General features: G+C 71.5%; 12 protein-coding genes. 8 read left to right on the plus strand and 4 right to left on the minus strand.

Annotation, left to right across the window (positions count from 1 at the left end; genetic code table 11):
- Positions 1-36: 36 nt before the first annotated feature.
- The 3 genes from ACFWE2_RS07635 to ACFWE2_RS07645 form a co-directional block, all read right to left on the minus strand.
- The gene (locus tag ACFWE2_RS07635) at positions 37-990 is read right to left on the minus strand and encodes a hypothetical protein (RefSeq protein WP_377223614.1); all 954 of its coding nucleotides are present in this window, start codon (positions 988-990) and stop codon (positions 37-39) included.
- Positions 991-1,199: 209 nt separating this feature from the next.
- Positions 1,200-2,648, minus strand: coding sequence for a catalase (locus ACFWE2_RS07640; RefSeq protein WP_377223615.1), 1,449 nt, complete (start codon positions 2,646-2,648; stop codon positions 1,200-1,202).
- Positions 2,649-2,741: 93 nt separating this feature from the next.
- Positions 2,742-3,173, minus strand: a complete 432-nt coding sequence (locus ACFWE2_RS07645; protein WP_377223616.1) for a Fur family transcriptional regulator — start codon at positions 3,171-3,173, stop codon at positions 2,742-2,744.
- 297 nt (positions 3,174-3,470) lie between these two features.
- On the opposite strand from ACFWE2_RS07645, the gene infC reads away from it, so the two are divergent.
- The 4 genes from infC (at position 3,471) to ACFWE2_RS07665 (ending at position 6,135) form a co-directional block, all read left to right on the plus strand.
- Positions 3,471-4,487 (plus strand): translation initiation factor IF-3, encoded by a 1,017-nt coding sequence (gene infC / locus ACFWE2_RS07650; protein ID WP_377223617.1) that lies wholly within the window; start codon positions 3,471-3,473, stop codon positions 4,485-4,487.
- A 102-nt stretch (positions 4,488-4,589) separates the two neighbouring features.
- Positions 4,590-4,784 carry a 50S ribosomal protein L35 gene (gene rpmI / locus ACFWE2_RS07655; protein ID WP_116674656.1) on the plus strand — a complete coding sequence of 65 codons (195 nt, stop codon included), beginning with the start codon at positions 4,590-4,592 and terminating at the stop codon, positions 4,782-4,784.
- A gap of 68 nt (positions 4,785-4,852) precedes the next feature.
- A complete protein-coding gene (rplT, locus tag ACFWE2_RS07660; protein WP_377223618.1) occupies positions 4,853-5,236 on the plus strand; it encodes a 50S ribosomal protein L20 in 384 nt (127 codons plus the stop codon).
- A gap of 62 nt (positions 5,237-5,298) precedes the next feature.
- Entirely contained in the window at positions 5,299-6,135 is an 837-nt protein-coding gene (locus ACFWE2_RS07665) for a TrmH family RNA methyltransferase (protein ID WP_377223619.1), read from the plus strand.
- Between the two features lie 37 nt (positions 6,136-6,172).
- Here the strand turns inward: ACFWE2_RS07665 and ACFWE2_RS07670 are convergent, their stop codons facing one another.
- Positions 6,173-6,991 carry a MarR family winged helix-turn-helix transcriptional regulator gene (locus ACFWE2_RS07670; RefSeq protein WP_377223620.1) on the minus strand — a complete coding sequence of 273 codons (819 nt, stop codon included), beginning with the start codon at positions 6,989-6,991 and terminating at the stop codon, positions 6,173-6,175.
- Positions 6,992-7,197: 206 nt separating this feature from the next.
- On the opposite strand from ACFWE2_RS07670, the gene ACFWE2_RS07675 reads away from it, so the two are divergent.
- From ACFWE2_RS07675 to pheT, 4 genes are all read left to right on the plus strand, one after another.
- A complete protein-coding gene (locus ACFWE2_RS07675; protein ID WP_377223621.1) occupies positions 7,198-7,629 on the plus strand; it encodes a hypothetical protein in 432 nt (143 codons plus the stop codon).
- Between the two features lie 89 nt (positions 7,630-7,718).
- On the plus strand, positions 7,719-8,315 hold the full coding sequence (gene thpR, locus ACFWE2_RS07680; protein ID WP_377223622.1) for an RNA 2',3'-cyclic phosphodiesterase: 597 nt from the start codon (positions 7,719-7,721) through the stop codon (positions 8,313-8,315).
- Positions 8,316-8,662: 347 nt separating this feature from the next.
- Positions 8,663-9,733, plus strand: a complete 1,071-nt coding sequence (gene pheS, locus ACFWE2_RS07685; RefSeq protein ID WP_377223623.1) for a phenylalanine--tRNA ligase subunit alpha — start codon at positions 8,663-8,665, stop codon at positions 9,731-9,733.
- Position 9,734: 1 nt separating this feature from the next.
- The gene (gene pheT, locus ACFWE2_RS07690; RefSeq protein ID WP_377223624.1) at positions 9,735-12,305 is read left to right on the plus strand and encodes a phenylalanine--tRNA ligase subunit beta; all 2,571 of its coding nucleotides are present in this window, start codon (positions 9,735-9,737) and stop codon (positions 12,303-12,305) included.
- Positions 12,306-12,427 lie beyond the last annotated feature (122 nt).

The following is a 12,427-nucleotide window of genomic DNA, read 5'->3' on the forward strand; positions in this document are numbered from 1 at the left end:
TGCCGATCACCTGACACTCTGCCGACTACTCGGTGTTCACGAGCCGACGACGTCGGCGGCGTGCGCGAACCAGCTCTCCCGGCCGCCGCCCGCGTACCCGACGGAGTTGAAGTACTCCCAGCCGAAGACGCCGCCGAAGTCCGGGTGCCGTGCTACCAGGGTGCCGACGGTGGCGTCGAAGGTGGGCCAGTCGACGTACCCGCTGCAGTTGGCGGGGTTGGTGACGGTACCGGCCACCACGCGGTCGGGCGTGAACCCGTTGGCGAGGATCTGGTCGTAGACGGTGGTGGTCCGCAGGTCGCCCCAGCCGCAGTAGAACTGGGTGTTGTACCAGTCGATCCGGTCGCCGGCGCGACGTTCGAGCTCGGCGTAGGAGAACCCGCCGGAGAACCTCGTGCGGCCCGCCATGTCGGTCGCGACGGGCGTCAGCGTGATGACGAAGTCGGGGCCGAAGTCCGCCCGCAGCGTGTCGACCAGGTGGATCGTGTCGGCGAGCGAGAACGTCTCCTCGATGTCGAGGTCCACGCCGTCCAGCCTGTACGTGCGCAGGAAGTCCCGCAGCACGGGGTAGAAGCGGTCGAAGTCCTCACGCAGGTACCGGTAGGTGCCGGGCGCGGCGCCGCCCAGGAAGGCGCTCACCGTGACGCCTTGGGCCTGCATGGCCGCCAGGTCGTCCCACATCACGCCGAGCTCCGGGTGGCTCGCCGGGATGTCGTTGACGGTGAGGGAGGCGTCCGCGTTCAGGTGGATGGCGCCGACGTTGACGTCGGTGACCGAGCCGAGGAGCGGCTTGGGGTCGACGTAGCGGCGGACGCCGTCGGAACCGGTCTCGTAGATGGTCTGGTAGAACGCCAGGACGCGGTGGGACGCGGCCGCCGGCTCCGGCTTCGGGTCGTGCTTCGGCGCCGAGGTGGCCGGCCCTGCCGCCGCCGTCAGCGCCAGCAGGCCGGCTGCGAGGGCGGCGCCGATCCGGACGAGCGAGCGAGACATCGTTGGCTCCCTTGTTCTTGAGCGTTACCGCGGGCGTCGGACCACGGCCAAAGCACTCCGGACCGCCCTCGGGACGGTATCGGGACGAACCGGCGTCAGACAAGAAGCGCTGCCAATTCCTGCGGAAACCCCTGACCCAGCAATCCCCAGGCGAAACGCAGAGGCCGGGCCCCCGGAGCGGGGACCCGGCCTCAGGCGGTGCGCAGGGATCAGACGGCGACGGCCGCGCGCAGCTTGGCGCCCAGCTCCGCGTCCACGTTCGTCCAGTACTGGAAGAAGCGCTCACGGATCTCGTCGATCGTGATGGCCTGACCCTGACCGGTCAGGGTCTCCAGCAGACGGGCCTTGGCGCCGTCGTCGTAGACCTCGCGGTACAGCGTGCCGGGCTGGCCGAAGTCGCTGTCCTCGCTGTGCAGCGTGGCCGCGCTGCGCACCAGCTCGCCGTCCGACTCCCAGGCGCCGTCCTGGCCGCGGGCCGGGTCGGCGACGGGGCCACCGAACGAGTTCGGCGCGTAGTTCGGCACGCCGACCTCGTTGAAGTGGTGGCGCTGCGAGCCGTCCTGCGAGTAGTTGTGCACCGGGGCGGCGTGCGGCTGGTTGACCGGCACCGACTGGTAGTTGGTGCCGACGCGGTAGCGCTGCGCGTCCGGGTAGGAGAAGACGCGGGCCATCAGCATCTTGTCGGGCGAGATGTCGGTGCCGGGGACCTGGTTGGCCGGCGACAGCGCGATCTGTTCGATCTCCGCGAAGTGGTTCCTCGGGTTGCGGTTCAGCGTGAAGTGGCCGAAGTGGATCAGCGGGTAGTCCGCGTGCGGCCAGACCTTGGTCAGGTCGAACGGGTTGAAGCGGTAGGTCTTCGCGTCGTCGTACGGCATGACCTGGACCTTGATGTCCCAGACCGGGTTGTCCCCACGCTCGATCGCCTCGTACAGGTCGCGGCGGTAGTAGTCCGCGTCCGTCCCGGCGATCTTCGCAGCCTCGTCGTTGTCGAGGAACTTGACGCCCTGGCGGGAGATGAAGTGGTACTTGACCCAGAACTTCGCGCCCTCGGCGTTGGTCCACAGGTACGTGTGCGAGCCGTAGCCGTTCAGCTCGCGCCACGAGGCCGGCAGGCCGCGGTCGCCCATGAGGTAGGTGACCTGGTGCGCCGACTCGGGCGACAGCGTCCAGAAGTCCCACTGCATGTCGGCGTCGCGCAGACCCGACCACGGCAGGCGCTTCTGCGAGTGGATGAAGTCCGGGAACTTGATCGCGTCGCGGATGAAGAAGACCGGCGTGTTGTTGCCGACGATGTCGAGGTTGCCCTCGGACGTGTAGAAGCGCAGCGCGAACCCGCGCACGTCGCGCCACGTGTCGGGGGAGCCCATCTCACCGGCGACGGACGAGAAGCGCAGCGCTACCTCGCCCTTCGCACCCGGCTGGAAGGCCGCCGCACGGGTGTACTGCGACACGTCACCGGTGATCTCCCACTCACCGAAGGCGCCACCACCCTTGGCGTGCACGATCCGCTCCGGGATCCGCTCGCGGTTGAACTGCGCGAGCTTCTCGACCAGGTAGCGGTCGTGGAGGACCGTTGCGCCGTCGGCGCCGACGGTCAGCGAGTGTGCGTCGCTGGCGACCGGCGTGCCGGTCTGCGTGGTGGTGTAAGGAGTTGTCATCTTCAGACGTGCCTTCCTTTGGTGCTGCTCGGGGGTTTCTAGCGGGGTTCGGCGTGGTCGGCGAACTCTTGGTGTCCAGCGCTGCGGGCGGGCTCAGGCGCTACAGTCCGGACACAGCCCCCAGTACGTGACCTCGGCGGTCTCGACGACGAACCCGTGGTCGTCGCTGGGGGTCAGGCAGGGGGCATGGCCGACCGAGCAGTCCACGTCACCGATGGCGCCGCAGACGCGGCAGACGATGTGGTGGTGGTTGTCGCCCGTGCGGCGCTCGTAGCGTGCCGGGTGGCCGGCGGGCTCGATGCGGCGCAGGAGAGCTGCGTCGGTCAGCGCGTGCAGGACGTCGTAGACCGCCTGCACCGAGACCGTGCCGAGCTCCGCGCGGACCGCGCCCAGGACGTCGTCGGCAGTGGCGTGCTGGCTCTCGCCCACCGCGCGCAGGGCCGCCACGCGGGGGGCGGTCACCCGCAGGCCGGCGCCACGGAGGAGGTCCTCCGGCGTCACGGCTGCGTGGGCGGTCGACGTCATGCCTTTCACCCTACCCACTAATCTGGAATGATTCCAGTTGCGCCGCGAGCTCGCGCCGGGGCCGGAGGCTCGTGCCGGGGCGCGGCCCACCTCACACCGGCCGGTATGGCGACCCGTGCCGGCATGCTGCTATCGTGGGGGCACGACCGACCCGGTGAGAGCCGGGTGCACAAAGTGGATCACCATCCCACCCGAGTCACGACCGAGCGCCGCAAGGTGCCGACAGAGGCCGGGTCCTAGGTCGGGTGCAGCGGTATCGGCTCAGTTGTTCGCCGGTCCGGGCACCCTTTCCTTGTGATGGCTTCCACCTGTGTTCAGGGCGGGAGCCATTTCTCGTTCCTGGTGGTCGATCAACGACTTCTGAGGAGCATCACCATCACCGAGCCTCGCATCAACGACCGGATCCGTGTTCCCGAGGTCCGACTCATCGGTCCTGGCGGGGAGCAGGTCGGCGTGGTTGCCACGGCGGTCGCCCTGAAGCTCGCCCAGGACGCTGACCTCGACCTCGTCGAGGTTGCGCCGGACGCCCGCCCGCCTGTCACCAAGCTCATGGACTTCGGCAAGTTCAAGTACGAGTCCGACATGAAGGCGCGTGAAGCACGGCGCAACCAGGCGAACACGGTTCTCAAGGAGATCCGGTTCCGTCTGAAGATCGACCCGCACGACTACGAGACGAAGAAGGGCCACGTCGTCCGCTTCCTCTCGGCCGGCGACAAGGTCAAGGTCATGATCATGTTCCGCGGCCGCGAGCAGTCGCGCCCGGAGATGGGTCGTCGCCTGCTGGAGCGTCTGGCGGAGGACGTCGCCGAGCTCGGCTTCGTCGAGTCGATGCCGAAGCAGGACGGCCGCAACATGACCATGGTCCTCGGGCCGGTCAAGAAGAAGGCGGACGCCAAGGTCGAGCAGCGCAGGCGCTCCACCGAGATCAACGCCGGCCGGATGACCAAGTCCGAGGCGAAGGCACAGGCCCGTGCCGCCGACGGGGCCAGGGTCGCCGAGCCGGTCGAGGACCAGGTCGACGAGACCTCCGAGACCGCGGTCGAGGAGCCTGCCGCCGTGCCGGCTCCTGAGCCCGTCGTCGCGGAGCCCGAGCCCGTCGTCGAGCCCGAGCCGGTCGCTGAGGCCGAGCCCGAGCCCGTCGTCGAGACGCCCGCCCCCGCGGAGCCGAAGCCGACCGCCAAGCCTGCGGCCAAGACTGCCTCGAAGCCGGCAGCGAAGCCGGTCTCCAAGGCGGCTCCGAAGCCCGTCCCGGCGCCCAAGCCGACGCCGAAGCCCGTGGCCCCCAAGCCGCGTGCACCGCGCAAGGCCGGCTGAGGCACGGTCCCAAGACCACTACGACACCAGGTCGGCCCACCGGCCCAGGTACAACGTCGCCGCTCCAGCAGCGGTCGACCGACATGAGGAGAAACGGCAGTCATGCCGAAGAACAAGACGCACTCCGGTTCGAAGAAGCGGTTCAAGGTCACGGGTAGCGGCAAGATCATGCGCGAGCAGACCAACGCTCGCCACTACCTCGAGCACAAGTCCAGCCGTCGCACGCGTCGTCTGGCCATGGACCAGGTCGTCGCACCGTCTGACGTCAAGAAGGTCAAGCGCCTGCTCGGTAAGTGATTTTTGTGGCGCACGCCTGACGGGCGTCGCCAGGAACCCTTTCAACCCCGAAGTACAAGGAGTCTCACGTGGCACGCGTGAAGCGGGCAGTAAATGCCCAGAAGAAGCGCCGTACGACCCTCGAGCGCGCCGCCGGTTACCGCGGCCAGCGCTCGCGCCTCTACCGCAAGGCGAAGGAGCAGGTCACCCACTCGCTCGTCTACGCATACCGTGACCGGAAGGTGCGTAAGGGCGACTTCCGCAAGCTGTGGATCCAGCGCATCAACGCTGCGTCCCGTGCGCAGGGCCTGACCTACAACCGCCTCATCCAGGGCCTCAAGGCCGCTGGTGTCGAGGTCGACCGCCGCATGCTCGCCGAGCTCGCGGTCAACGACATCGCGGCGTTCAACGCCCTCGTCCAGGTCGCCAAGGACGCGCTGCCGGCGGATGTCAACGCCCCGGCCGCTGCCTGAGGTTGAGCATCTCACCGGGCGCCCGGCCAGCCGCCTCTTCGGAGGCCCCGTCAGCGCTTGACGTGACGCTCGCGAACCCGCGAGCCGACCGCGTCAAGCAGGTACGGGCACTGGCCGGGCGTTCGGCACGCTCCAAGCACGGGCTGTACCTGGTCGAGGGGCCGCAGGGCGTGCGGGAGGCGGTCCGGCATGCGGCGCCGTCCGTCCGGGACGTCTACCTGACTGCGTCGGCCGCGGCGCGGTACGACGAGATCGTCGACGACGCCCGCTCGGCCGGGCTCTTCGTGCATCTCGGCACTCCCGAGGTGCTCGAGGCGATGAGTGCCGACGCCCAGGGAGTGCTCGCCGTCGTGCGGTCCGCCGTGCCGTCGCTGTCCGAGGCGCTGGCCGCGAGGGACCCGGAGCGCGCCGGGCGGCCCCTGCTCGCCGCAGTGCTCGCCACCGTCCGTGACCCCGGGAACGCGGGCACCGTCATCCGGGCGGCCGACGCCGCCGGCGCCGACGTCGTGGTCCTCGCGGGGGAGAGCGTCGACGTGCACAACCCCAAGGTCGTCCGCTCGACCGCCGGGTCGCTGTTCCACCTGCCCGTGGTCACCGGGATGTCGCTGGCGGCCGCGGTGGCGGGGCTGCGCGCCGCCGGGTGCCATGTCCTCGCGGCTGACGGGACCGGCCCTCTCGACCTGGACGACCTCCTGGACGACGCCGGGTCCGGAGCGGCGCCGGACCTTGCGGGACCCACGGCCTGGGTGTTCGGCAACGAGGCCTGGGGGCTGCCGGAGGAGGACCGCGCACTGGCCGACGCCGTCGTGCGGGTGCCCATCCGCGGCAGGGCCGAGTCGCTCAACCTGGCCACTGCGGCGACCGTCTGCCTCTACGCGAGCAGCCGCGCCCAGCGCTGAGCGCGCTGGACGCGGCTGAGGTCCGGCGCACCCGCCGTCACTCCTCGCCCTGGTCGTCCCGCCGGCCGCGCCGACCACGCCGGCCGTGCGGACCGCGCGGGCCAGGGTGACCGCCGGGTCCGCCAGGGAACCCACCGGGTCCCCCCGGGAATCCGCCCGGGCCACCGGGGAATCCGCCAGGGCCGCCCGGGAACCCGCCGGGTCCGCCCGGGAAACCGCCAGGACCGCCGGGGAACCCGCCGCGGCCGAACCCGCGCATCCGTGGGTCGAACCCGCCGCGAGACCGCCAGAACTCCTCGAACGCCTCGCGGCGGTCGCCGAACTCGGCGGCCCAGTCCTGCTCGGCGCGCTCGAGAATCCGGCCCAGATACCCGGACAGCCGGGCCACCTCGTCGTCGTCGAGGACGTCCAGCAGCTCCGGCGTCCCGTGCGGGGGTCGCTCGGTGGCCTGCTCGGCGGCCTGGCCCGCCTCGGTGAGCCGCACGACGACCACTCGCTTGTCGTCGGGTGACGGCTCGCGCTCGATCAGCCCCTGCTTCTCCAGCTTCGACAGCAGCTCGGCCGTCGCCTGCCGGGACATGCCCAGCAGGAACGTGAGCTCCTTCTGGGTGGTCTCGGGCTTGAGCTGCAGCAGGGCGAGCACGCGACCCTGACCCTGGCTGGGGTCCAGCCACGGTGCTCCACGCCCGGTCCGCTTCGCGCGCCTGGCCTGGTGCAGCTGGAGCATGCCGACCGTCGACAGCCGGCGCATGGCCTCCTGGCGCGGGTCGTCGGTCTCGTTCTCGTAGGTCTCGTCCGTGGCGGCCTCACTGTCGTCGATGCCGTCGTCCGGTGGGAACTCGTTCGGGTATCTCATGATTCTCCTGATTGTCAGGCACCTGTCTGTCAGGTGCATGACAACACCATGCGCCCCCCGCGGCAACTCTGTCAAGTGCCTGACTGTCGTGTGCCTGACAGCTTGCTCGATCGCGGGCCGAGCGCTTTCGGCGCCCCGGGTGAACCGGTGGGTCGTCCAGGCTGCCGCCGTATCGCGCGGGAGAGCAGGGGCCCTACGGTGGGCGCATGAGGCACACACCTGATCTGAGCCGCATCGGCGAGTCGTTGGCCCAGGCCTTCGGCGCCCGCGAGGTCTACGGCGAGCCGGTCGAGCGGGACGGGGCGGTCGTGATCCCCGCCGCCCGCGTGTGGTCGGGTGGTGGCGCCGGGGGCGGAGGCGGCACCGAGCCGGGCGCCACGGCCGACGCCGCGCCGTCCGAGGGCTCGGCCGATCCTGCCGGGCACGGCGCGGAACCGGGTGCCCTGGCCGAGGGTGGGGGCGGCGGGTTCGGTTTCGGCCGCCGCGCCGAGCCGGCCGGGGCCTTCGTCGTCGACGAGCACGGGGTGCGCTGGGTCCCGGCCGTCGACGTGAACCGGATAGTCCTCGGCGGGCAGGTGGCGTTGGTGCTCGCCGTGGCCGCCGTCGCCTGGGCCGTGTCCCGCCGCCGGAGGCGGTAGCCGACGTGCGTCGCGGGCCGGCCGGGCGCCGGTGTGTGCGGTGTGAGAACAGGTCTCGTCCGGACTGGGTGCTCGCCTAGGATCGCGAGGTGCGGTTGTTCACGGCGGTCTTCCCGCCCCAGCGTGTCAAGGACCATCTAGGGCTCGCCATCGACGGCGTACCTGCCTCCCCGCGCTGGGTGCCGCGGGAGAGTCTGCACATCACCCTCGCGTTCTACGCGGACCTCCCCGAGGGGACGGTGCCCGAGCTGCGCGACGAGCTGGCCGATGTCGCGCGCAAGCACGCGCCGATCGACCTGCGGCTGCGCGGCGCGGGATCGTTCGGCGCCCGTGTCCTGTGGATCGGCGTCGACGGCGGGACCGGTGCGCTGAAGGACCTGGCGACCGACTGCCTGGCCGCCTCGCCCCGTGAGGTGCCGGACGACGTGAAGCCGCACCGCGCGCATGTCACGGTCGCGCGGGCACGCGCCGGCCAGGTGAGGCCGCCACGAGGACGGGACCGCTGGGGCAAGAGCGGGGGCGGCGAGCCGCGCTCGGCGCTGGAGCCCGCCGCCCGGGCCCTGTCCGTGTACGCGGGCCCGGACTGGACGGCGGACTCGTTCGCCCTGGTCGAGTCCCACCCCGGTGAGGGCGCGCAGGGTGGCCCGCGGTACGAGATCGTGGAGACCTGGGCGCTCGAGGGCTGACGGCGTCGCCGCCACGGCTGGGGTCAGGGCCGCCCCGGCCGTGGCGACCTCCGCGACGTTACGCGGACCCACTGACATCCGAAAAAGTGTGCCAAGCGCATGGCCCTCCGGCCCGGCAATTCGCGTTGCCCGTGCTCACCCCGGCATGGAATGATGACGGCATGCAGCCACTGACCCGCCGATTTACGCGGCCCGCTTCGGGCCGTGCGGCGAGCGCTGCACGCGGGCACTGAGCAGCCCTGTGGACAACGCGTCCTGAGCCCTGGCGGGCACCTAGACTTCATGTGCCGGCAGAGGGCCCCAGGCAGGGGGCCGAGCCGGCTCCCGAATCCGCCAGGAAGGCAAGCATGTCCACGCCCGATGAGAAGGCACCCATCGATCCGCTCGACGAGGCGGCGCTCGACGCCGCGGTCAAGGCCGCGCTCGACGACATCGCCAAGGCCGGCGACCTCGACGCGCTGAAGGCCGTCCGCACCCAGCACACCGGAGACCGCAGCTCCCTTGCGCTCGCCAACCGGGGCATCGGCGCGCTGCCCGGCCCTGACAAGGCCAGGGCCGGCAAGCTCGTCGGCCCGCGTCGCGGGCAGATCAACCAGGCGATAGCGGCCCGTCAGACCGAGCTCGAGGGCGAGCGCGACGCGCGCGTGCTGGCGGAGGAGTCGGTCGACGTCACCCTCCCGGTCCAGCGCACGACGGCGGGCGCCCGCCACCCGATCGAGCTGGTGCAGGAGCGCATCGCCGACTTCTTCGTCGGCCTCGGCTGGGAGATCGCCGACGGCCCCGAGGTGGAGGCCGAGTGGTTCAACTTCGACGCGCTGAACTTCGGCCCGGACCACCCCGCCCGCCAGATGCAGGACACGTTCTACGTGGCCGGCGACGGCGGTGACGGCGAGTCGAACCTGGTGCTCCGTACGCACACGTCCCCGGTCCAGGCGCGGTCCCTGCTCGAACGGGGCGTACCGCTGTACATCGCCTGCCCCGGCCGGACCTTCCGTACGGACGCGCTGGACCAGACCCATACACCGGTGTTCCACCAGGTCGAGGGGCTCGCTGTCGACAAGGGCCTGACCATGGCGAACCTCGTCGGCACGCTGGACGCGTTCGCGAGGGCGATGTTCGGGCCGGAGGCCAGGACGCGCCTGCGCCCGGCGTTCTTCCCGTTCACGGAGCCGTCCGCCGAGATGGACCTGTGGTTCCCGCAGAAGAAGGGCGGCGCCGGCTGGATCGAGTGGGGCGGCTGCGGCATGGTCAACCCCAACGTGCTGCGCGCCGCGGGCGTCGACCCGGAGGAGTACACGGGCTTCGCGTTCGGCATGGGCATCGAGCGCACGCTCATGCTGCGCCACTCGATCGCGGACATGCACGACATAGTGGAGGGCGACGTGCGCTTCTCCACCCAGTTCGGGACGGAGATCTGAAGTGCCCCTCATCGTGAAGGACTGGCTCGCTGACCACGTCGAGGTGCCCGCGGACCTCACCGCCGAGCAGCTCGCGGCCGACCTCGTCAAGGTGGGCCTGGAGGAAGAGTCGATCCACGGGGCCGCCGTGACCGGCCCCCTCGTGGTCGGCCGGGTGCTCGAGATGACGCCCGAGCCGCAGAAGAACGGCAAGACGATCAACTGGTGCCGTGTCGACGTCGGACCCGAGCACAACGACGCCGACGGCGCGCGCGGCATCGTCTGCGGCGCGCACAACTTCGCGCCCGGCGACCTCGTGGCCGTGGCACTGCCCGGCACCGTGCTGCCCGGACCGTTCGCCATCGCCGCCAGGAAGACCTACGGCCACGTCTCGGACGGCATGATCTGCTCGGTCAACGAGCTCGGTATCGGCGACGACCACGACGGCATCCTGGTGCTGACCCGGCACGGGTTCGCCGAGGCCGACCTCACGCCTGGTCAGGACGCCGTGGCGCTCCTCGGCCTGGGCGAGGAGGTTCTCGAGATCAACGTGACCCCCGACCGCGGGTACGCGTTCAGCTATCGCGGTGTGGCCCGCGAGTACGCCCACTCGACGGGGGCCAAGTTCACGGACCACGGTCTGGCCACGGGCGCCGAGCCCGCCGCGACGCCGGACGGGTTCGAGGTCCAGGTGCGTGACGAAGCGCCGATCAACGGCGTGGTCGGCTGCGACCGGTTCGTAACGCGCATCGTGCGTGGCATCGACCCGGCCGCGCCGACGCCCGCGTGGATGAAGCACCGTCTCGAGGGTTCCGGCATGCGGTCCATCTCCCTGGCGGTCGACATCACGAACTACGTGATGCTCGACCTCGGGCAGCCGCTGCACGCCTACGACCTCGCCAAGGTCTCGGCCCCCATAGTGGTCCGCCGGGCCGCCACCGGCGAGCGCCTCACCACACTGGACGACGTGGATCGCGCGCTCGACGGCGAGGACCTCCTGATCACGGACTCGCCCGCGGGAGCAGGCAGCCGCGTGCTCGGGCTCGCCGGCGTCATGGGCGGAGCGTCGTCCGAGGTCAGCGACACCACCACGGACGTGCTCGTCGAGGCGGCCCACTTCGACCAGATCACCGTCGCGCGCACCGCACGCAGGCACAAGCTCTCGAGCGAGGCCGCCAAGCGGTTCGAGCGCGGCGTCGACCCGCTGCTGCCCGCGGTCGCGGCGCAGCGCGTCGTGGACCTTCTGGTCGAGCTGGGTGGCGGCACCGCCGACGCCGCGGTGAGCGACCTCGACAACACGGCGGAGACCGTACGGGCGCCGATCGCGCTCAAGGTCACCGAACCCACCAGGCTCTCGGGTGTCGAGTACACGCCCGAGCAGGTGCGCAGCACCCTGGAGGAGATCGGCGCGACGGTCGAGGTCTCCTCCGTGGTCGAGCCCGTGCAGGTCCTCCTCGTGACTCCGCCGTCCTGGCGCCCCGACCTGGCCGGTTCGGCCGACCTGGTCGAGGAGGTCGTGCGCATCCAGGGCTACGACCAGGTGCCTTCGGTGCTCCCGTCCGCGCCCGGTGGCCGGGGCCTGACCACCGAGCAGCGCACGCGTCGCTCGGTGGCCCGTGCGCTGGCCGAGGCCGGCTTCGTCGAGACGCTCAGCTACCCGTTCGTCGGCGTGCCCGAGTACGACGCGCTCGGCCTGCCCGCCGACGACCCGCGCCGCGTCTCCCTCCGGCTCGTCAACCCGATGGCTGACGACAAGCCCCTGCTGCGGTCGAACCTGCTGGTCACGCTGCTCGACACCGTTCGGCGCAACGTCTCGCGCGGGCTGACCGACCTCGCGGTCTACGAGATCGGCCTCGTCACCCGCCCGGCGCCGGGCGCCCCCGCCGCGCCCACGCTGCCCGGTGGGGTGCGGCCGACGGAGGAGCAGCTCGCGGCGCTCGCCGCGGCGGTCCCCGACCAGCCGCGTCGTGTCGCAGGCGTGCTGACCGGCAAGCGTGAGCTGGCCGGCTGGTGGGGCGCTGGCCGCGCGGCCGGCTGGGAGGACGCCCTGGCGGCGGCTCGCCTGGTGGCCGAGCGCGCCCGGGCCGAGGTGGTCGTCGTCCCGGACTCCGGGCAGATGCCGTGGCACCCGGGCCGCTGCGGGCGCCTCGAGCTCGCCGACGGAACGGTCGTCGGCCACGCCGGCGAGCTGCACCCGAAGGTCGTCGAGGCGCTGGGCCTCCCGGCCCGGGCCGCGGCGTTCGAGGTGGACCTGAGCGTCCTGGTGGATGCGGCCTCGGGCGAGCCCGTGGCGGCGGCACCCGTGTCGGCGTTCCCCGCGGCGAAGGAGGACTTCGCCTTCGTGGTCGACGACGGCGTGCCGGCCGAGGCAGTGCGGTCGGCCATCGTGGCCGGTGCCGGCGAGCTGCTGGAGGACGTCGCACTGTTCGACGTCTTCACCGGGGAGCAGGTGGGCGAGGGCAAGAAGTCGCTCGCCTACTCGCTCCGTCTGCGGGCCGCTGACCGGACGCTGTCCGCGAAGGAGGTCCGCGCGGTGCGCGACGCGGTGGTGGAGTCGGCGGCGGACAAGGTGGGGGCGGTCCTGCGTGGCTGACCCGCACCAGGTCGGAACCGGTGCGACCCCGCCGTCGCGCACCGCGCTCGTCACGGGTGCGTCGCGCGGGATCGGCCGGGAGATCGCGCTGGGTCTCGCGCGAGCAGGGCTGGACGTCGCCC

Source organism: Promicromonospora sp. NPDC060271, from assembly GCF_042726755.1.
GTDB lineage: Bacteria > Actinomycetota > Actinomycetes > Actinomycetales > Cellulomonadaceae > Promicromonospora.

What these genes read in the sequence shown, in the direction of transcription:
- ACFWE2_RS07635 (WP_377223614.1), bottom strand. Translation starts at nt 990, where the DNA reads ATGTCTCGCTCGCTCGTCCGGATCGGCGCCGCCCTCGCAGCCGGCCTG.
- ACFWE2_RS07640 (WP_377223615.1), bottom strand. Translation starts at nt 2,648, where the DNA reads ATGACAACTCCTTACACCACCACGCAGACCGGCACGCCGGTCGCCAGC.
- ACFWE2_RS07645 (WP_377223616.1), bottom strand. Translation starts at nt 3,173, where the DNA reads ATGACGTCGACCGCCCACGCAGCCGTGACGCCGGAGGACCTCCTCCGT.
- infC (WP_377223617.1), top strand. Translation starts at nt 3,471, where the DNA reads ATGGCTTCCACCTGTGTTCAGGGCGGGAGCCATTTCTCGTTCCTGGTG.
- rpmI (WP_116674656.1), top strand. Translation starts at nt 4,590, where the DNA reads ATGCCGAAGAACAAGACGCACTCCGGTTCGAAGAAGCGGTTCAAGGTC.
- ACFWE2_RS07670 (WP_377223620.1), bottom strand. Translation starts at nt 6,991, where the DNA reads ATGAGATACCCGAACGAGTTCCCACCGGACGACGGCATCGACGACAGT.
- ACFWE2_RS07675 (WP_377223621.1), top strand. Translation starts at nt 7,198, where the DNA reads ATGAGGCACACACCTGATCTGAGCCGCATCGGCGAGTCGTTGGCCCAG.
- pheS (WP_377223623.1), top strand. Translation starts at nt 8,663, where the DNA reads ATGTCCACGCCCGATGAGAAGGCACCCATCGATCCGCTCGACGAGGCG.